The sequence below is a fragment of the Neobacillus terrae genome (assembly GCF_011393025.1).
Classification (GTDB): Bacteria; Bacillota; Bacilli; order Bacillales; family Cytobacillaceae; genus Neobacillus_A; species Neobacillus_A terrae.
In genome coordinates this window covers 43,494-63,372 of record NZ_JAAOEO010000016.1, presented here as the reverse complement: position 1 = coordinate 63,372, position 19,879 = coordinate 43,494, and the positions used below count along the sequence as shown (strand labels likewise).

The window sequence follows — 19,879 nt, the reverse complement described above, 5'->3', positions numbered from 1 at the left end:
TGGCGGGGGCTGTTTAAATATTGGTGGATTGGGATATTAGAAATATAGAAGATTTTATCAACAGAGGGGATGGCTAGGATGGAACCAGTGGAAGTAAAACGCGAGATCCTTCGCTTTGGAAATGGCCAGGCCGAGCGTGTGGAGGACCACATCGTTACTGAATATACAGTTACAGTTAAATTAAATGGACAAGAATTTGTTACAATGGTCTGTACTCCTGAATATATAGAAGACATGGTAATGGGCTTCCTTGCCTCTGAGGGAGTAATTAAGAGCCATGAGGATATAGAAGATATATGGATTCAGGAAAAGGAAGGTTTTGTACATGTTACAACCTCCCGACAAAATCCATACTATCAGGATTTACAGGGGAAAAGGTATCTCACCTCCTGCTGCGGTGCCAGCAGGCAGGGGTTTGTTTTTGCCTCAGATGCCTTAACCGCAAAGAAAATGACAGAAAACCAGGTGAAAATAAGTGTAGATGACTGTTTCCGTCTTATGAAAAACATGCAGGATTCTGCTGAGGTTTTTCAGCAGACAGGCGGTGTCCATAATGCGGCGTTATGCGATAAAGACGGTCCTCTCATAATGCGAATGGATATTGGCAGGCATAATGCCCTTGATAAAATCTACGGATATTGTTTGAAAAATGAAATTTCAATTGATGATAAATTCATAGTTTTTAGCGGACGAATATCCTCAGAAATTCTTTTAAAAGTGGCTAAAATCGGCTGTGCAGTAGTTTTATCTAAATCTGCCCCGACGGAACTGGCCTTAAACCTGGCGGACCATCTGGGTATCACCGCTATCGGATTTATCCGGAACGAATCAATGAATGTGTATACACATCCTGAAAGAATAATTCATTCAGGAGTTAACCTTTCAACAGCAGCAGGGAAATAATTAGCTACGCGCAATGGCCTCGCCATTGCGTTTTGTGTTTATTTGTTGTTATGGATTAAATCTTGGTTCTATGGGAAATGAATAAAACAAAAAGTGCTCCCAATCCAATTCAAAAAGTAGCCTAAGTCTACTTTAAGCGATCCAAATCCATTGTCAAAGCGAAACCCAAAGAGGATGGAAAACTGGGAACGAAAGGGAGAGTTACGTGACCGAAATCCCTAGAGGGGAAGAAATACGGGAACGAAAAAAGTTGTGGGTGCTATTGAATGGCTAAGTTAATGGGAATTTGCGAGTTATGTGAAAGGGATGAAATAGAATTAACGGTCCACCATTTAACTCCAAAGGAAGAGGGAGGCACCTTTTTGCCTACTGCTCTTCTTTGCAAAGCCTGCCATAAACAAATTCATGCTATTTATACCAATAAAGAGCTTGCTGCAAGGCTAAACACGATTCCATTATTAAAAAATGATGACGAAATTAAAAAGTATATTAAATGGATTCGAAAGCAGCCTGCCTCGCGATCGGTTAAAACAAAAAAGTCAAACCGAAAACGAAACAAATAAATCCTGCTGGTCAAAATACCATGCTGGTTTATTTGTATTTATACATGGAAATTCTGGAGTGTTGGAAACGGTAAAGTGTCAGAAATTAAACGGGATGATGCAAGTGTAAGGAAAAAGGGACTGAAATGGTTCACCCCTTATTTGATTCCATTCAGATAGGGGAAGGAGAAAGCTAAAAAAGCGTGAGCGAGTCTGATAGAGGGTTCCATTTGGACAAGACAAGAAGACAAAAGTCCGAGTCAATCTTAAGACTTATCAGCAAATTCTTTTGATGAAAGAGAGACCAATAAAATAGGACCCTCCGATTGGGGGTCCTGATTTTATTTTTATACCATATCTCCGTTGTAAGAAGCTTTTCCAAAGGAAGAGGACTTGGACATTTCCTCATCATATGCCCCACTAGGAACAGATGTGGATGGCAGACTGTCTTTATAAACTTCGCTGCCAGGGTGGCCTGTGCTGCTAGTGTCAGCAGATTCACTAGAACTGAATTTTGACATTCCCATTTGTCCGATTACTTTTTGTCGGGCTTGTTTGTTAGTCATTAAATATGCTGCAGCTCCCATAGCGAGAGAACCTAGCAATTTTCCTTTTGAAGCCCCAAGAATGCTGCCCATTGACTTTTGATCTGTTGCAGTTGTTCTTTTCATTGTGGACGTTCCATCCATCGTAGATGTTTCATTCACTGAACTGCTGCTGGAAGAAGATTTGCTCCCAGGCATCATTGATTGAACTTGTCCCATCAATTTGTCCCGCAGGTCTTTATTTTGCATAATATACGTTGCGGCTCCAATTGCCAAAGAACCCATTCCCATCATCTTAGTGTTAGTAGCCATTAAGCATCCTCCTTTAAATTTGTGAATAATAATTTATTCCCTTTACAGGGGGAGCTAAACAAAAAAGCAGGCTTTTAAGCCTGCCTCTTATTGCCAGTTTATCTTGCAGAGGGATAAAGATCGCTGATGCTAAAATGTCTTTCCAGCTTTCTTTTGATACGCTGCAAGGCATTGTCGATAGATTTCGTATGCTTATCCAGTTCCTCGGAAATCTCTACATAAGAATGTCCTGCAATGTACAGGGATAAAACCTGCTTTTCCAAATCACTTAATTTCTCGGATATTCTCTGCTCAAAGTCGGAACTAACTTCCTGGTCAATAAAAAGCTCAGCCGGATCAAGTGCTTCGGGCCCGCTCAATACATCAATAAGCGTATGGGCTGAATCATCTTCATAGATTGGTTTATCCAGGGAAATATACGAATTCAGGGGAATATGTTTTTTTCTGGTGGAGGATTTAACAGCAGATATAATTTGCCTTGTAATACACAGCTCGGCAAAAGCCCTAAAGGAATAGAGCTTGTCTCCCCTAAAATCGCGGATAGCTTTATAGAGGCCAATCATGCCTTCCTGTATAATATCTTCCCGATCTCCTCCGCATAAAAAATACTTACTCGCCTTAGCACGCACAAAATTCCTATATTTATGAATCAGTATCTCCGTAGCTTCCGAGTCTCCGCTATGTACTCTAAAAACCAGTAATTCATCTTCCGATAATGTATATTCTTCAACCAGTCTTTCTTCGATGAGTGTACTCACATTTATCCCTCCGCTTGGGTTTTGCCGCAAAAGCGCTTTCTATTTAAATTAATAGTAACCGAGAATATGACTGAAAGAAATTGAAAAATTACGACTTTTGTTAACAATTCTTGTCAAAAAAAGAAAGTTAACATAAGCAAGCGAGGGATTTCCCCTTTTTTAGCTGTCAGGTTATGTAAAAAGCTGTCGAAATTCCTCCAATTCTTTTTTAGGCAAAGAGGAATAAAATCTCTTTTCTCCAATAGGGAAACAAAAAGGCAGACCTGGATGTCACAGGCCTGCCTAACCATCTATTTTTTAGGTTTTAGATGATTTAAATATATTTCTGCATCTTCAAGGGTTTTTACAGGTACGATTTTAATATCTTTATATCCAAGCTTTTTGGCCTCGTCTTTAACTTCTTTTTGGTTTGTATCATCGGGACCCTGGTCAGCAGGGCAGAAGAAGATATCTACATTTTCATTATGGGCGGCAACAATTTTATCCCTGATTCCGCCGATCTGACCCACATTTCCTTCCAGGTCCATTGTGCCGGTTCCAGCTATTTTATAACCCTTTTTTAAATCCTCAGGGAGTACCTGACTTAATATTTCAAGAGAAAACATCAGTCCGGCAGAGGGGCCGCCAATATCTTCCGTATGGAAGGTAACCTTCCTTGGCGTTTTAACAGCAATTTCGTCTTCAGGATAGATCCCAAGACCCGCTGTTTTTGTTTTTTTATCGATCTCAATCAGTTTGATTTTATTCGTATGCAGCTTGCCTTTTCGAACCGACTGAATGGTTACTGATGTTCCCTTTGGTTTACCTGATAAATATTTTTTAAAGTCGGTAGTGTTTTTAGTAGGGACTCCATCAATGGAGGTAACCACATCTCCTACCTGAAGAACACCTTTTGCTTTTGATTCTGGTAAAATATTTGAAATAAATACGCCTTTTTGCTGAATATCGACCTTTTCACCAGCGGCTCTTAGTCCTGAAGCCATCGCGCTTTCCTGCGAGGTTTTCATCATATGAGTTAAAAGACTGTTATATTCACTTTCAGACATATCTCCTTTTACTTCTTCTTCCTTCATAATTTGAGTATGAGGGGCAAACTTTCCATATATCAAATAATATATATTGCTCGCTTTAATTGAAAGGATGGTTGTTAAGTAAAACTTCCCATTATGCGATTTATGGCCGTTCTCAACACTTACCTTCGAGGAAAGTTCTTCTACAGAGCCAGGCTGATAGAGATAATAGGGAGTTGGGATAAAGAGAGTAATCAGGAATAGCAAGCCAATAACAAGGAAGACAGATAACCTTTTTGAATATCTTTTTTTATTTTGTTCCAAGCACTTTTTCCCCTTTAAAAATGAATGATTAATATCAAAATAGTAACACACTGGTTATCCAAATAAAAATATGAGGTAAAAAAATATAAAAGGACACAATACAAATGATTTTGTCCTTCCATATCTATTTATCTTAAAACACTTCGTTTGTCATCGGATTCTGACTTGGCAAAACGCAAGCTCATTATAATGCTTAAAGCTGAGATCGTAATCAGCACCATTCCAAGAACCTCCATATGCCAGCCGGATATTTCTTTTCCAAAAACAATCCCAAGAACAATAGAAGAAAGTATGGATCCCAGATAGCGGCAGGTTTGGAAGAGTCCTGAGGTTGTTCCAATAATAGTACGAGGACTTGCTTCCAGCATCGCGGCCTGAAGAACAACATTCCCAATCCCGTAGCTTAGCCCCAGCAGAGAAAGTATGACTCCCATCCGCCAGTAAGGTGCGTCTACAAAGAAAAGAGTAAATAAGACAGCTCCTGCGAGAGATAGAAAGGCAAATGCCAGAACTGGCTGCCGTACTCCGGATTTGTCCACCCACTTACCAGTTATTGTTGAAATGATGATACTGACACCAGACATAAACAGCATAAGAAGACCGCTTGTCCTCACACTTAAACCCATTCCATCCTGAAAGTAGCTTGGAAGACCGAAAAACAGGCAATAGAAGAAAATATTGAGAACGATAAATTGCAGATAAACCCATGAAAGCTTCGGATGGGCCTTAAATAACCTTATATCAATAAAGGGGGCTTTAATCTTAAGTTCACGCCAGACAAATAGGCCCAATAGAAGGATACCGCCTATCCCGGAGGCATAATGGATTTTCGTTTTGAAGGAGAGCAGGAACCATAGCAGCAGCACCATGCCGGCCGCAAACAAGCCAATTCCAGGCATATCCAGCTTACCGAGGAATTCCTTCAGGCTGGTATTTTCTTTTTTCGAATCGGATGGGAACATGTACATTCCTAAAATAAAGCTAATAACTATGAAAGGGAAGTTTACCCAGAATATAGCAGGCCAATCTCCGAGGACTATCAAAAATCCGCCAACTGTAGGTCCTAAAGCTGTCATAGCGGAAGCAAAAATGGAAAGAACGGCTAGCGCAGAAGCCTGGCGTTCACGGATATTGTCCCTGATAAGCGCCATTCCAGATGGATAGATTGCACTGCTTCCGATTGACTGAAAAAGCCGCATGATAATCAGCATCAAGAAAGTGGAGGAAAGAGGAGCTCCAATGGCTGATATGGCTACTAACAGCAGTCCTGCTAAAAATGTTCTTTTCCGGCCTAAAAGGTCTCCAATTTTACCTGTAACAGGCTGGGCTACAGCACTGGCCAGATAAAAAGAAGAAATCAGCCAGGAGACGGTAGTAAAGGAGAGATGAAAATCCTTCTGAATACTGTGCAAAGCCAGTGAAATCATAGAAGAGTTTAAGGGATTAAGCATCGTACCGCTAGCAACAGCAGTTAAAAATAAAGCTCTGGTTTTTTTCATATTATTCATCCTTTTCTAAGGTGAGGGCATTTATGGTAAAAAGTCTATTCGATGATATCTATACCGTTTTACTATCTCCATAGCTTGTCTGTCAGATTCAGTAAATGTTTTGAGGGTTTAATTGTATAATACAACAATCTATCATAGTGAAAACCTTGTTTTGTGTCAATTAAAATAGACTTTAATTTTTTAAATATTTCGTAATCTCTGATATAATAGTAGAAAATCACTATTTAGGGTGAAGAAGATGAAACTTGGCGAGCTAAAGAAGGAATTTAGTAAAAGAATGTATTTTCAATCAGAGGAAATTGCACGCGGAATGATTGATGGTATGCTCAAGGAATTCCACTATCAGTTTAAAAATAAAGAGGAAGAAGAACAGACTTTCAATATATTTCTTCAATGCGTACATATAATTGCCGAAGGATTACAGGGAGGCAATGTTTTAAACAGGGCATCAGCCTGGGGAGAAGCAATAGGGAAATTATCCATTGAAAATAACGGAGAACTCGGTCCTTCTCTATTGTCTGTTTCTATATATAAAAAAGCAATTTTGTTTTTTATCCAACGTGAAACTAGGAACATGAAAATTTCCTTTGAAATGTTGGTTGAAATGATAGCGGATATCGACCATATTTTTAATTTGTTTGTATACGGGTTCAGCAATGCCTTTACACAGAATGCGGAATATTTGCTGGAAAAATCGGAACAGCTTTATCTCAAAATATCTGTTCCGATTGTACCTATCTCAAAAGCGACAGCGGTTTTGCCGCTCATTGGTGAGATTAATGAAATCCGTTCTGAAACCATTATCCAGGACACATTAGAAGCTTGTGTGAAAAATCGGTTTGAAACACTTGTTATCGATCTTTCAGGTGTATACGAGGTTGATTTGGTTGGTATTGAAGTTCTATATAAACTAATCCGGTCACTAAATCTGTTGGGTGTAACACCACTGGTGACTGGAATGAGTGCAAGTATAAGCAAAACTTTTGCCGAGCTGGGAATTTCCCTTTCTAATGTCCAATGCTTTCATTCTTTGGAACAAGCCCTGAAAACTATAAACCTATACTAAAATCAAAAGGGCCGTTCAGTACAGCCCTTTACTTGTTAGATATTAATATTGATTAATTCTGAACGCATGGCAGACAGGACAAGGAAGGTTTCGTCAGCTATGGCATAACACGAAGGTCTTCGGTCTAAATGACTTAAGGATGCCAAGTTTTTCTAAGGTGGCAATACTTGATAAGGTCTCATCATTTCATAGTCTTCATGTTCGAGCATATGGCAATGCCATACATATAAACCGGTATAAGGAAAAAAAGGGACAATGATTCTTGTTACCATCCCCGGAGGTGATTGTGCCACATCCTTCCAGCCTTTTTCCTGGCGCTTTGGTGAAATGGGACTTCCGGTATATTTTATCTTACCAGTGTTCTTGAAATTTTTTACATCAAACGGCCGTCTATCCAGAATCTGAAATTGTACCAGGTGCAGATGAATGGGATGGTCATCCTGAGTTGTATTAATTAAGTTCCAAATTTCTACTGTTCCTGCAATGGGATTCTCTGAAATAGGGGAATCCCATTTTTTATTGTCCAGCAGCATGAGCTTTCTTCCAAACTGATCCTTTGTTTCACCGAGCTCCAAATAGCGCACATCATTCACGGATTGTTCAGTGAGCCAATGAATCTTACTTAGAACTGGCGGAATTACACTGTGATTCTTTTCAGAAAGGGGCTTTGTAACCCGGAATTGCATAACACTGCCAGTAGTCTCCGGTTCGGGAGGCTTGCCCGATGGAAAACCTGCAGGGGCGTTGTTTTTCAAATTGATGGTTTTTCCTGCTGAATTTGAAAAATCTACAATAATATCAGCCCGCTCAGCAGGTGCCAAGGTAATCGTTTGAATGGAGATTGGCTTTTCCATAAACCCGCTGTCTGTGCCTATCTGATACATATATTGATAGGGCTCAAGGTAAAGGCGAAAAAAACGTGAGTTTGAAGCATTTAGAACTCGAAAGCGATAGCACCTCGGTTCTACCTCCAGAAACGGCCAAACTTTTCCGTTCACTACAATGGTGTCTCCAAAAAACTCCGGAACGATTGAGGGTTTAATTTTACTAGGATTATCCTTGCTGACATCAGGATAGAATAACGCCCCATCCTCCAGGAAGGACTTATCCTGAATCATTAAGGGTATTTCAAATTGGCCCGAAGGAAGATTTAGTGATTTCTCAAAGGAATCTCTAATTAGATAAAAACCAGCCAGGCCTGCATATATATTAAGTCTTGTAATTCCAATGGCATGGTCATGATACCAGAGGCAGCGTGATGATTGAAGATTGCTGTATTCATAGATCTTTTTTCTAAATAAGGGCCCTGTCTCCTTATAGCTGCTGGTAAACCAGGCGTCTGGATATCCATCACTGTCAGGCTCTGTCCTTCCTCCATGCAGATGGACAACGGTTCTGACCTCTGGAGTATCGGGATGTGCGCCGTGAACCGTTTTGTCCAAAGGCAGAAAGTGCCTGGATGGCAGATGGTTTTTCCACTTGAAGTAAACCCTTTCTCCCATTTCTGCCTCAACTGTAGGCCCTGGGTAGATGCCTTCATAGCCCCAAATCATTGTTGGAGCAAGATCACTGTGAAACTGGTGAATTGCCTCATTCATTACAACTTCATAATAGGTATAATCCTTGGCCTTCATTTGTGGCTTTAGAACTCGTGGAATGGGAAGCGGGTCGATAAATTTTTTAAGTTTCATGCCTTCCGCTCCTTTATTTAAAAATGTCTTTTCAAGGGATAGCTGAGAGACAAGTCGGGTTTCTTTTTCAATTTTATGCAGGAAGTTAATGCCTTAGAAACATTATGAGCGATTTCCTTAGTCTAAGGGACCAGCCCTGCCTAATAAATATAGAAGGAATGAAGTAAAAAGGGGGGAGTTTTTTTGAAGGACTTCCATCTCATTTATAAAGCTTTGGAAAAAGTGGAATCTGATTCTGTACTTGCCACCATCATTCAGGTAGAAGGGTCTGCATATAAAAAGCAAGGCTCCTGCATGCTCCTTCTGGAGGACGGCAAGCAAGTTGGACTGTTGAGTCCTGGATGCCTTGAAGAGGAACTAAAATCAAGAGCGGAGCAAGTTTTTAAAACAGGTAAATCGCAAATTTTTAAATATGACCTTGCTGAAGAGTCGGATCTATCCTGGGGTCAAGGCTATGGCTGCAACGGGATTATTCATGTTCTGCTTGAAAGAATTGGTGAAAACGAAAGAAAGGTTTACAGGCTTCTTAAGGTCCTCTTGGACAAGGGAATTAACGTACTGAATGTTAAAAAACTAAACGGACCATTTGATCAGATGTTTATCGCAGAGAATGGCAATTCATTTGGGCCGTGGAAAGGGCCAAACAAGGTCTTTGCAGACTTATTCGAGTTAATGGAAAAGGAAAAAGTAAAAATTACTCATTTGGAAGAAGAAAAGGTTATTGGAACTAAGAAGGTAATGTCTGTTTCTCTGCCCGTTTACCTGCAATTGTATGAGCCGAAACGAAGCTTGTATGTCATAGGGGCAGGAAAGGATGCAAGACCCCTCGTATCACTGGCTGCACGAAATGGGTTCGCTGTTACGATTTGTGATTGGAGAGAAGAACTGGCAAGCAGCTTGCATTTTCCTGAGGCTGATAGCTTCTTAATCGGTTTCCCGCACGAGGTTTACCCCCAGATATCTTTCAAAGACAAGGATCATGTCATTATTATGAGCCATCATTTTCAGCGGGATAGGGAGTGGCTGGAGCTTTTAAAGGAGAACAAGCTGAAATACCTCGGTGTGATGGGACCGAGGGATCGTACCAGAAGACTCCTGGGTACAAATGATATTCCTGAAGAAATCTATTCACCAGCAGGCCTCGATATTGGAGCAGCAGATGAAGCGGAAATTGCCGTAAGTATTATGGCGGAAATCCTCCAGGGCCTTTATAAACCGAAAAAAAGGAGGAATATACCTTTGTGGACGCTTCCGGAGTAATAGGGGTCCTTCTTGCAGCGGGGCAAAGCAGGCGCATGGGACGAAACAAACTGAATCTCCCTTTTGGTCCCGGCTTATTGGGAAGCTGTGCTTTCGGAACTGCTTTAGAATCAAAACTCAGCTTTGTATTTACGGTAACAAATGGGATAAGGACGGATGAGTGGCTGAGTCCTTTTTTAAAAAACATACGGTGGAAAAAGGTCTCTATAACAGAAGGTGCAACAGGGCAAAGCGAGTCACTTAAAGCAGGTCTCCGGGAAGCAGAAAAATCAGGGGCTGAGGCGATAATGATTCTTCTGGCTGATCAGCCATTTATCAGTACTGCCATGCTGAATCAGCTATTAGCAGCTTATAAACAAGTGGGGCAGGAGTGGATTGTGTCTGCAGCAGACAATGGTATTTGCAAGCCGCCTGTTATTTTTTCAAAAAAGTTCTTTTCACGATTGGCCACACTGGAAGGTGATCAGGGGGCTCGGAATATCCTTCGCCATCATGAGAAAGTTCTTAGGGTGGAATTGCCAGCCATTGCTTTTCGGGACATTGATACATGGAAGGATTACTTGATTTTTAAAAAGGAGGGTGGAGATGAGGACAGTCGGTAAAAGTGTCATCAGGAAGGAAGCCTGGGATAAGGTATCGGGGACAGCGCGTTATACCCATGATTTTCAATTTACAGAGCTGCTGTACGCGAAGATGGTTACGAGCCCGTTTGGCCATGCAAAAATAATTTCAATTGATACGTCAGAGGCGAAAAAAATGCCAGGTGTCAGGGGTGTCTTGACCGGGGAAGGGCTCCCACTTATTGGCGAAGCCATTAAAGACAGACCGCCGCTTGCTTTTGGAAAGGTTCGCTATCATGGCGAGCCGGTAGTGATCGTGGTAGCAGATACGCCCGCTCTTGCAAAAAAAGCGGCTGACAAAGTAAAGATTCAGTATGAACAGCTTCCTGTAGTAAACTCGCCAGCACAAGCGTTTCAAAAAGGGGCTCCCCTTGTTCATGAACAGCTTGGGAAATATAAGAAGGATGAAGATAGTTATCCCGTACCGGGGACAAATATTGCCACACACCTGAAAATTAGAAAGGGAGACCTGACGAATTTTTGGAAAGACGTGGAGTTCACCGTTGAAGGCAGGTATTCTTTTAACCCCTCTGATCATGTGGCCATGGAAACAAGGTGTTCGATTGCCGAAATTACCCGCGAAGGCAGGATCCTCATTACCACCTCCTCACAAGCACCCTTCATGGCCAAAAGGTTAATCAGCCAGTACTTCAACGAGCCGGAAGGAAATATTGAAGTTCATACTCCACTGGTGGGCGGGGCTTATGGCGGGAAAGCTTCTGTTCAGCTTGAGGTTTTAGCCTATCTTTCTTCTAAGGCAGTCGGCGGAAGGCCTGTAAAGTTATGGAATAGCAGAGAAGAAGATATGATCACTTCCCCTTGCCACATTGGTCTGGATGCCAAAATTAAATTCGGAGCGGACCGGAATGGAAAAATAAGAGCCGCGGAAATTCTTTTTTTATGGGATGGGGGAGCTTACTCAGACAAAGCGATTGATTTAACGAGAGCCGGTGCGACGGACTGTACAGGACCATATGGAATAGAAAATGTTTGGTGTGACTCCTTTTGCATGTATACTAACCATCCTTATCCCGCACCATTTCGAGGGTTTAGCCATTCGGAACTTTCCTTTGCGATCGAACGGACAATGAATTTACTTGCTGAAAAATTAAAGATGGACCCTCTTGAATTAAGAAGAATCAATGCTATAAGGCCAGGTGACCTGACCCCGACCCAGGTTAAGCTAAACAAAAGCAATGTCGGTGACCTCCCAGCCTGTATTACGAAATTAAAAGAACTGATCAAATGGGAGGAGGGTGAGGTTGTTCCCGTTAACGACAGGATTGTAAAAGTAAAAGGAATTTCCTGCAGCTGGAAAACCTCAACTATAGATACGAATGCACCATCAGGAGCCATTTTAACCTTTAACAGGGACGGAACCATTAACCTAATGTCCGGTGTTATCGAAATCGGTACAGGAACGAAAACAGTACTTGCTCAAATTTTAGCTGAACGGCTCAAAATGGATGTTAACCATATCTATGTAAGGATGGAGGTTGATACACAAACCACTCCGGAGCACTGGAAGACGGTAGCCAGCCGGGGAACCTTTATGGGCGGAAAAGCCGTTTTGGAGGCAGCAGATGATGTCATTCGGCAGCTAAAGGACATTGCTGCCTGTGTATTAAGAGCTCCTATTGAGGATTTAGAAGTTGCGGACAGCCGGGTATTCCTTCGGGATGATCCGGAGCAAGGGGTTCATTTTAAAGAAATCTGTTATGGTTATACCTATCCAAATGGAAACGCTATAGGCGGACAAATTATTGGTCGGGGTAATTACATTTTGCGTGGTTTGACTCATCTGGATCCTGAGAATGGAAAGGGAAAGCCAGGCCCGGAGTGGACAGTTACAGCTCACGGAGTAGAAGTGGAATTTGATCGTAAAGACTTAACCTATAAATTGCTGAGAGCCGTATCGGTTATTGATATTGGGAAGGTGTTAAATGAGAAAGCAGCAAAAGGGCAGGTAATGGGAGCAATGAGCATGGGGCTCGCATTTGCCGGCAGGGAAACCTTCGTTATGGATGAACTGGGCAGAATACTCAATCCACAGCTGCGAACCTACAGACCCCTGAGGTATGGAGAACAGCCGGAATACATGGTTGATTTTATTGAAACCCCGCAGCTTGATGCGCCATATGGAGCAAGAGGAGTGGGAGAGCATGGGCTGCTTGGAATGCCGGCAGCGCTTGCGAATGCCTTATCAAAGGCGATTGGAGTACCTATTTACCATTTACCGCTTACTCCTGAGCTGTTGTGGAGAACAAGGGAGGGGCTGCTCCGGTGATATCCTTTGATTTTGATTACCTTACACCCACCACCATGCAGGAGGCAGCTGAGCTTTTTCAAAGGCTGGATCAGGAGGGGAAAAGCCCCTATTATTATTCAGGCGGAACTGAACTTATCACGTTGGGAAGGCTGAATATGGCTTATAGCGAAGCCGTTATCGATTTAAAAAATATACCAGAATGCCACGCCCACGGCTTATCTGGAGATTTTCTTGTCCAGGGCAGCGCACTTTCTTTAACCGCAGCAGAAGTAGCTAATTTTTTTCCGTTTTTAACAAGTGTGGCCAGCCAGGTTGCAGACCATACTGCCAGAGGGAAAATAACAATTGGCGGCAATATCTGTGCGGCGATTTTTTATCGTGAAGCAGTCCTTCCATATTTGCTGGTGGACAGTACGGTCATAATTGCAGGGAACAAAGGCATAACTGCCAAAAAAATGAGCGATGCATTTAAGGAAAAAATCCAGCTTAAAAAAGGTGAATTTCTGGTGCAGTTGTTAACAGAAAGAAAATGGCTAAATGCACCTTTTATCCACATTAAACGCCGTCAGCAATGGCAAACTGGATATCCATTGATTACAATTGCGGCTTTACAAGCAGAAGACGGACTCAGAGTAGGCTTAAGCGGGCTTTGTCCTTTCCCTTTCAGGTCTGCTGCTGTGGAAGCAGCTTTGAACAAAAAAGAATTTAACAGGGAGGAAAAAATCCGGGAGGCATTGAAGGCAATGCCATCTCCAATATTAGATGATGTAGAAGGTTCAAAAGAATACCGCCTTTTTGCACTAAGGAATTTATTGGAGGAAATTCTAAACTGGCAGGAGGGAGGGTTTAAGCTTGAAAACACATAATCTGGTATTAAGAATAAATGGAGAGGATCGTCAGGTAACAGTCAGGTCGGCCGATACCCTTCTATATACGTTACGAGGAAGACTCGGACTTACAGGTTCAAAGCCAGGATGTTTAAACGGAGACTGCGGTGCCTGTACCGTGAATGTCGATGGGTGGCCGATGAAATCCTGCCTCATGCTCGCTGTTGAGGCACAGGGGAAAGAAATCACCACAGTTGAAGGCCTTCATGATGCGCCTATCCAGAAAGCATTTGTGGAACATTTTGCTTTTCAATGCGGATATTGTACGCCAGGGTTTATCATGAATTGCCATTCTCTTGTTAATAATCATCCGGGTGCTGATGACAAAAAGATTAAAGAATGGCTTGAATCAAATATATGCCGCTGCACGGGTTATGCTGAAATTGAAGCAGCAGTAAAAGAAGTACTCGGGAAGAAGAGTTAAAGGACCGGCTTCAGCTGGTCCCACACGCTGATGTTCTTCCTTTTTGAGAAGAAGTTCTACCTCTTTTCTTAAAACTTCTACTCCTATTTCCGAAACTACTACTTTTCCTATCATAAATCACAAAAAAGAGGCTGTTCCCATAGGAACAGCCTCTTTATGTCTAGCTCCAGCGCTCAACCCCTCGGGGCTAATCAGGGTGCTTACGCTGTTCTTATTAATACGGAGCTGTACGCATTTTTGATTTTCTGCTGCGGCGTTTCCTTGCAACTATTGCCATCGGCTTAAACTTAAACAGTTTTTTAACAGAAAAAGCAGTCTGCTTTGCTTCACCAACAACTGAGTTGACAGCTTCCTTTTTAAAATTAATATCGGCCATTAATTCCTGCTGGTTCAGTGTCAGTTTGTCCGTTTCATCCTTTATTCTGTCTGTCTTTTGCTGTACTCTTGCCACCGTATGGTTCAACGCATTGATGGTCGGCTTTGCCGCCTTCAATGTTTTAAAAGCAAACCAGCCTAGATAAGCAAGGGAAGCAACAATAACGATAAGACTTAAGTATACAATCCACATAAGTGCTAGTCTCCCTTCGTATGATGGTATTAATCTTTACCCCTTTTTTAAAATAAATAACAAAAAGTTTTTGACAGAAATAAACCAATTACGAGAAGATAAAGACAAGAAAAATAAAGACAGGGGAATTTTTATGGGAGAATATCAATTTGAAAATGCTGTAACTTCTAAGGAAGAACTGCGGGAACTGCTCGGAACACCAAGTGAAATGGTACAGAACAAGGTGATTAACTATTTGGATGAACACTGCCGGAGTTTTATTTCCAAGTCGCCTTTTATTGTGGTTTCCACTACTGACAAGGCTGGAAAAACCGATGTTTCTCCAAAAGGGGATCAAGCGGGCTTTGTTCATATTTTAAATGATCATCAGATGGTGATTCCAGAGCGAAAAGGAAACCGAAGAGCTGATACCATGATGAATATTCTTGAAAATCCTTATATGGGCGTGATCTTTTTTATACCTGGCTTTGGAGAAATGCTTAGGGTAAATGGCAAGGCCACATTAATAAGGGATGAGGATATCCTTGATATGATGGCTGTTAATGGAAAAAGTCCAAAATTCGGTATCGCTGTAAATGTAGAAGAATGTTTTATTCAATGTGCAAAAGCTACAATCCGCAGCGGACTATGGAAACCTGAATCCTGGCCAGATAAAGAGACATTACCATGGGCGGCACAGATTCTTGCTGACCACGCAAAAATATGCGGAAGAAAAGCAGAAGACATTGACGCGGGTTTAAAATTAGGATATACAAAAGATCTTTATTAAAGACCGTTTTTAGAAAAGTGGAAATTTAAGTATCATTTTTTTCCTTTTATTTGTAATATACATATAAGAGGTGAGGACAATGGGCTGGATCCTAATCATAGGCGGGCTGCTTGCTTTTGGCTTTATCGTTGACTGGTTTTATAAAAGCAAAGGCATTGACCATTTAGATCCTTCTGAGAATGAAAAGCATGTTTCTGAATCCGAGAGGGTTTATATTGGATCGCATTTGCACAACATCCGAAATGATCATACCAATGGACCTTTATAAATTTTATAACGTTTAATTGCCCGGCTGGCGCCGGGTTCTTTTTTTCGATGAAAAAGGAAAAGATGATCCTAACGATTAGTGCCCTGCTGGATTTACTGAGGTCACTGTATATGTAAGGTGCTAAAAACTGGTGCAAAGCAGGAATTACAGTGCCAATTATAGAAGTAATTTTTACATTCGCGTATTGGCAAAAGAGGAGAGAAACAATTTGAAACCTATTTTATTGGATTTTTCTACAGAGTTTACTACTGAAAGATTACTTATAAGAAGCCCTAAACCTGGTGACGGAAAGGCTGTTTACGATGCGATTGAAGCAGCTTTGGAAGAATTAAAGCCTTGGATGCCCTTTGCTCACTTTAGTCAAACAGAACAGGATGTAGAGGCAAATATCCGGGAAGCTCATGTTAAGTTTCTAACAAGAGAAGATTTAAGACTGTTGGTTTTCCTGGGTGAAACAGGCGAATTGATTGCCTCCTCCGGATTGCACCGAATTAACTGGGAAGTTCCGAAAATGGAAATCGGGTACTGGGTGGATACGCGTCATAGCGGAAAAGGCTATGTGACGGAAGCGGTAAAAGGGATAACCGAATTTGCCTTCAAGGAATTAAAAGCAAGGCGGTTAGAAATCCGCTGTGATGCTAAAAACGTCAAAAGCCGTTCTGTTGCGGAAAGAGCTGGCTTTACTCTTGATGGAATATTGAAAAATGAAGCTATGTCCATTGAAGGAAACGAACTCAGGGACACATGCATTTTTTCAAAAACGGTATAAGTCATGCTTACTGAAAGTTTTAAACAAACGCTTCATAACGTTCATGGTGAAAAAGGCAGAGCATGGATGGATGCTTTTCCTGGCCTTCTCCAATATTGTGAAAAGCATTGGAACCTGACAATAGGTAAACCTTTTTCCTTGTCCTATAATTATGTTGCTCCTGCAGTATTGCAAAGTGGGCATGAAGCAGTTTTAAAACTTTGTGTACCCGGGGATGAGTTTTTGTCCGAGCTTCAAGCACTTCAGCTTTTTCAGGGGAGAGGTATGGTGGAGCTGTTTGATTATAATAGGGAAAGAGGAGTTTTGCTTTTAGAAAGGATTCTTCCTGGAAATCCGCTTGCCGATTTGGAGGATGATTCAGTGGCAGTGGTTTTGGCTGCCAAGGCATTGGACCAGCTTTGGGCAGAGGTTCCACTAGGGACAAATCTTCCATCCATAAAATCAAGAGAAGAGTCCATGAAGAGAATAGAAAGGGAGAATAAAGATGGTCTTGCAAACATATCCGCAGAGCATATAAAGCAAGCTTCTGCCTTATTTACATACATGATTGAAACATCAGAAAAAGAATATTTACTTCACGGGGATTTCCACCATTTTAACCTTTTAAAAAACAGTGTGGGTGACTGGACAGTTATTGATCCTAAAGGATTAATCGGAGAAAGGGAATATGACCTTATCCAATACTTCCTTAACAAGTGGCCTCAAACGAACCTAAAAAACATAATACGAAACCGGGCAGAAATATTCACAAGGGAATTAAAGCTGAATAAGAAAAGACTTTTCCTTTGGGGATATTGTCATTCTGTATTATCCTCCTGCTGGTCAGCCGAAAGTGGTCATGACACTGATACCATTCGAGCAGCTGAAGTTTTCCGGGAACTTCTGTTAGAAGAACACATTGTGCTGGAAGTCTTTAAATAAAGTCCTTTTCTAAAAGATTGTTGTAATTTGAAGAAATAGTAAGCAAAAATAGGCGAGATCCTCGAAAATGCATTCGCATTTTCTCCGTGCGTTGACGATTCACCGATGGAAACTCAACGTCCAGCGGGAAAAGCGGTCCAGGGGAGACCCCACAGCGCAATGCGACGAGGAGGCTCCCGGATCGTCCGCGGATAGCGAGTCTATTTTTGTATTTATAAACGACAAAGCTTACGGAAAGAGCTTTATAAAATAGGGGTAGGAACATGGAATGCTCTCGCTTATTACGGATTGATAAAGGCCAGGGAATGACAGGAAAAGGCATTGAGCCTCATATTCACTATCCATAGACGCCTAACCATTTAAAAATAGATGTCGATATGGAAAAAGCGTTAAATATTTTTGTTCAGCAAAAGCCTAATCCTATAAGGAATTTCAAGTCCCGGGATCAGTGATCCCTGGATTTTTTTATGAAAATTAAAAGAGAAGAAGCAACATTCGCCCAGAACCTTCGTATGATAAAGCATATTTGCGGCTGCCCATTTTATGGGTGCTTTAACATCTTGGAATTTGGGGGAATGAGAATGGCAAATAATCGCGGGGGAAACAACGTTGTACCTCTATTCCAGAACAATAAGAGAAAAATTTTTGCTGTAGTTGCTGCTTTCCTGATTATTTTAATTATTGTCATCGGCTTTTTTACTTTAACTGTGAAGATTGAACCAGGCTATAAAGGTGTTGTGTACAGCTTAAATGGAGGACTAAAGGAAAAAGTACTTGGTCAGGGAATGAAATTTATTTGGCCTTGGGAGGATGTGACCCAATATCCAGTTTCAACAGAAACAGTATATTTGACTAAATCACGAACAGATGGGTCCCCGAGTGATGATTCCTTCAATATTAATACTTTTGACGGAAAGTCAGTCAATGTAGATGTGGTTTACTCCTATAAAATGGAATCGGCAAAACTGCCGCATATCTTTACAAAATTCCGGCGGATGACACATCAAGAAATCCAGGCAGGTTATTTAAAAACACAAATTAAAACAGTCATGCAGGAGGTTTCAACTCATTATTCGGTGCTTGGGGTTTATGCTGAAAAGCGGGGAGAAGTGACAAAAGAGATGCAGGAACTCATTATCAAACGCTTGAAGCCAGATGGCATTATTATTGAAAACTTCTCGCTTTCTGATGTCCGCCCTGACAAAGAGACCCTTAAATCCCTTCAGGCGATTGCCGATGCGCAGAACAGGCAGGAGTTTTTAAAACGGGAACAAAAGAACAAAGAACAGGAAGCCATCAATGCCAAAATAGAGGCAGAGGGAAAAAAGAATGTAGGTATTGTTAACGCCCAAGCCGATGCGGAGCAGACGAGAATCCGTGCGGAAGCCCAGGCAAAGGCCAATGAATTGCTAACAAAATCAATGACGCCAGCAATAATCCAGGATAATTGGATTAAAAAATGGAACGGGGTCCAGCCATATGTAAATGGAGGTTCTAATTCCATTATCCAGATGCCTGCCGATCTGTTTAAGCAGGAGGAGAAGAAATAATGTTGAAGGGTAATTTATTAAAGACATTTTCTCTTGAAAATTACATGGACTTGTCCTCAAGGAGGCTTATTGGAGACATTGTCCCTTAAAGAATGAATGAGTTTGTCCTCTATAAGGGAAGGCAAGACACGTTTTGGTTTCAATGTTGCCCAAAATGAGCGTATTAAAGACAATTAGCCTTGAAAATTGAATAGACTTGTCCTCAAGGAGTCTTATTGGAGACATTGTCCCTTAAAGAATGAATGAGTTTGTCCTTAAGAGGGGAAGGCGAGTCACGTTTTGGTTTCATTGCTGTCCAAAATGAGCGTATTAAAGACAATTAGCCTTGAAAATTACATGGACTTGACCTCAAGGAGGCTTATTGGAGACATTGTCCCATAAAGAATGAAAGAGTTTGTCCTTAAGAGGGGAAGGCAAGTCACGTTTTGGTTTCATTGCGGCCCAAAATAAGCGTATTAAAGACAATTAGCCTTAAAAATTACATGGACTTGTCCTCAAGTAGGCTTATTGGAGACATTTCCCTTAAAGAATGAATCAGTTTGTCTTTAATAAATTTATAAGCCATAAGATAAAACAAAAACAGCCCGCTCATTGCTGAGCGGGCTGTTCCCATATATATTACATCCCAAATGACATTACCCAGACAGAGCCTGCCACGAGTATAATTGCCATAAAAATTGCAAAGTAAATATTGATGGTATTTGTTGCACGGTTTTCTTCGCTTTCGTTCATGTGCATGAACATATAAAGCTGAAGGAGAGCCTGGACCACAGCTAGAGAGCCGATGATCCAGATAATTGCTTTATATGACAGGGAAGTATGCAATGCCACTCCTAGTGCAACGAATGTTAAAACAAGTGATGCAATAAAACCAAGAACGTGAGTCAACGGAAAGCCTTTTGAGTGATTATGCAT

Annotated in this window: 20 protein-coding genes; 13 read left to right on the top strand and 7 right to left on the bottom strand. The window is 41.4% G+C overall.

Features of this window, described 5'->3' with window-relative positions; translation table 11 throughout:
* Positions 1–78: 78 nt before the first annotated feature.
* Both fdhD and G8761_RS19230 read left to right on the top strand, forming a co-directional pair.
* Entirely contained in the window at positions 79–903 is an 825-nt protein-coding gene (gene fdhD / locus G8761_RS19235; protein ID WP_166029591.1) for a formate dehydrogenase accessory sulfurtransferase FdhD, read from the top strand.
* 266 nt (positions 904–1,169) lie between these two features.
* Positions 1,170–1,466, top strand: coding sequence for an HNH endonuclease (locus tag G8761_RS19230; RefSeq protein ID WP_166029590.1), 297 nt, complete (start codon positions 1,170–1,172; stop codon positions 1,464–1,466).
* Between the two features lie 326 nt (positions 1,467–1,792).
* Here G8761_RS19230 and G8761_RS19225 read toward each other — a convergent pair whose 3' ends face one another.
* The 4 genes from G8761_RS19225 to G8761_RS19210 form a co-directional block, all read right to left on the bottom strand.
* The gene (locus G8761_RS19225) at positions 1,793–2,302 is read right to left on the bottom strand and encodes a hypothetical protein (RefSeq protein WP_166029589.1); all 510 of its coding nucleotides are present in this window, start codon (positions 2,300–2,302) and stop codon (positions 1,793–1,795) included.
* Positions 2,303–2,400: 98 nt separating this feature from the next.
* The gene (gene sigH, locus G8761_RS19220) at positions 2,401–3,060 is read right to left on the bottom strand and encodes an RNA polymerase sporulation sigma factor SigH (protein WP_166029588.1); all 660 of its coding nucleotides are present in this window, start codon (positions 3,058–3,060) and stop codon (positions 2,401–2,403) included.
* Positions 3,061–3,350: 290 nt separating this feature from the next.
* Positions 3,351–4,394: a SepM family pheromone-processing serine protease gene (locus G8761_RS19215; RefSeq protein ID WP_166029587.1), complete on the bottom strand. Its 1,044-nt coding sequence runs from the start codon at positions 4,392–4,394 to the stop codon at positions 3,351–3,353.
* A 128-nt stretch (positions 4,395–4,522) separates the two neighbouring features.
* The gene (locus G8761_RS19210) at positions 4,523–5,902 is read right to left on the bottom strand and encodes an MFS transporter (protein WP_166029586.1); all 1,380 of its coding nucleotides are present in this window, start codon (positions 5,900–5,902) and stop codon (positions 4,523–4,525) included.
* Between the two features lie 238 nt (positions 5,903–6,140).
* Here G8761_RS19210 and G8761_RS19205 point away from each other — a divergent pair, with 238 nt between their 5' ends.
* A complete protein-coding gene (locus G8761_RS19205) occupies positions 6,141–6,968 on the top strand; it encodes an STAS domain-containing protein (RefSeq protein ID WP_166029585.1) in 828 nt (275 codons plus the stop codon).
* Positions 6,969–7,120: 152 nt separating this feature from the next.
* On the opposite strand, the gene G8761_RS19200 is transcribed toward G8761_RS19205, so the two are convergent.
* On the bottom strand, positions 7,121–8,659 hold the full coding sequence (locus G8761_RS19200) for a multicopper oxidase family protein (protein ID WP_166029584.1): 1,539 nt from the start codon (positions 8,657–8,659) through the stop codon (positions 7,121–7,123).
* A 183-nt stretch (positions 8,660–8,842) separates the two neighbouring features.
* On the opposite strand from G8761_RS19200, the gene G8761_RS19195 reads away from it, so the two are divergent.
* From G8761_RS19195 to G8761_RS19175, 5 genes are read left to right on the top strand one after another with little or no spacing between them, the layout of a single operon-like run.
* Positions 8,843–9,919, top strand: a complete 1,077-nt coding sequence (locus G8761_RS19195) for an XdhC family protein (protein WP_166029583.1) — start codon at positions 8,843–8,845, stop codon at positions 9,917–9,919.
* Entirely contained in the window at positions 9,901–10,521 is a 621-nt protein-coding gene (locus tag G8761_RS19190) for an NTP transferase domain-containing protein (RefSeq protein ID WP_166029582.1), read from the top strand. Before G8761_RS19195 ends, G8761_RS19190 begins: the two co-directional genes overlap by 19 nt.
* The gene (locus G8761_RS19185) at positions 10,505–12,826 is read left to right on the top strand and encodes a xanthine dehydrogenase family protein molybdopterin-binding subunit (protein ID WP_166029581.1); all 2,322 of its coding nucleotides are present in this window, start codon (positions 10,505–10,507) and stop codon (positions 12,824–12,826) included. Before G8761_RS19190 ends, G8761_RS19185 begins: the two co-directional genes overlap by 17 nt.
* Entirely contained in the window at positions 12,823–13,674 is an 852-nt protein-coding gene (locus G8761_RS19180) for an FAD binding domain-containing protein (protein WP_166029580.1), read from the top strand. The genes G8761_RS19185 and G8761_RS19180 overlap by 4 nt, the downstream gene beginning before the upstream one ends.
* A complete protein-coding gene (locus G8761_RS19175; RefSeq protein WP_166029579.1) occupies positions 13,661–14,119 on the top strand; it encodes a (2Fe-2S)-binding protein in 459 nt (152 codons plus the stop codon). The genes G8761_RS19180 and G8761_RS19175 overlap by 14 nt, the downstream gene beginning before the upstream one ends.
* Positions 14,120–14,333: 214 nt before the next feature.
* Here G8761_RS19175 and G8761_RS19170 read toward each other — a convergent pair whose 3' ends face one another.
* Complete coding sequence (locus G8761_RS19170; RefSeq protein WP_166029578.1) at positions 14,334–14,687, bottom strand: DUF948 domain-containing protein; 354 nt, start codon at positions 14,685–14,687, stop codon at positions 14,334–14,336.
* A 133-nt stretch (positions 14,688–14,820) separates the two neighbouring features.
* Here G8761_RS19170 and G8761_RS19165 point away from each other — a divergent pair, with 133 nt between their 5' ends.
* From G8761_RS19165 to G8761_RS19145, 5 genes are all read left to right on the top strand, one after another.
* The gene (locus G8761_RS19165) at positions 14,821–15,456 is read left to right on the top strand and encodes a pyridoxamine 5'-phosphate oxidase family protein (RefSeq protein ID WP_166029577.1); all 636 of its coding nucleotides are present in this window, start codon (positions 14,821–14,823) and stop codon (positions 15,454–15,456) included.
* Positions 15,457–15,535: 79 nt separating this feature from the next.
* Positions 15,536–15,724, top strand: coding sequence for a hypothetical protein (locus tag G8761_RS19160; RefSeq protein ID WP_166029576.1), 189 nt, complete (start codon positions 15,536–15,538; stop codon positions 15,722–15,724).
* A 208-nt stretch (positions 15,725–15,932) separates the two neighbouring features.
* Complete coding sequence (locus G8761_RS19155) at positions 15,933–16,493, top strand: GNAT family N-acetyltransferase (RefSeq protein WP_166029575.1); 561 nt, start codon at positions 15,933–15,935, stop codon at positions 16,491–16,493.
* A gap of 3 nt (positions 16,494–16,496) precedes the next feature.
* Positions 16,497–17,414 (top strand): aminoglycoside phosphotransferase family protein, encoded by a 918-nt coding sequence (locus G8761_RS19150; protein ID WP_166029574.1) that lies wholly within the window; start codon positions 16,497–16,499, stop codon positions 17,412–17,414.
* Between the two features lie 581 nt (positions 17,415–17,995).
* A complete protein-coding gene (locus G8761_RS19145) occupies positions 17,996–18,964 on the top strand; it encodes a prohibitin family protein (protein ID WP_166029573.1) in 969 nt (322 codons plus the stop codon).
* 618 nt (positions 18,965–19,582) lie between these two features.
* Here the strand turns inward: G8761_RS19145 and qoxD are convergent.
* On the bottom strand, positions 19,583–19,879 hold the full coding sequence (gene qoxD / locus G8761_RS19140) for a cytochrome aa3 quinol oxidase subunit IV (protein ID WP_166029572.1): 297 nt from the start codon (positions 19,877–19,879) through the stop codon (positions 19,583–19,585).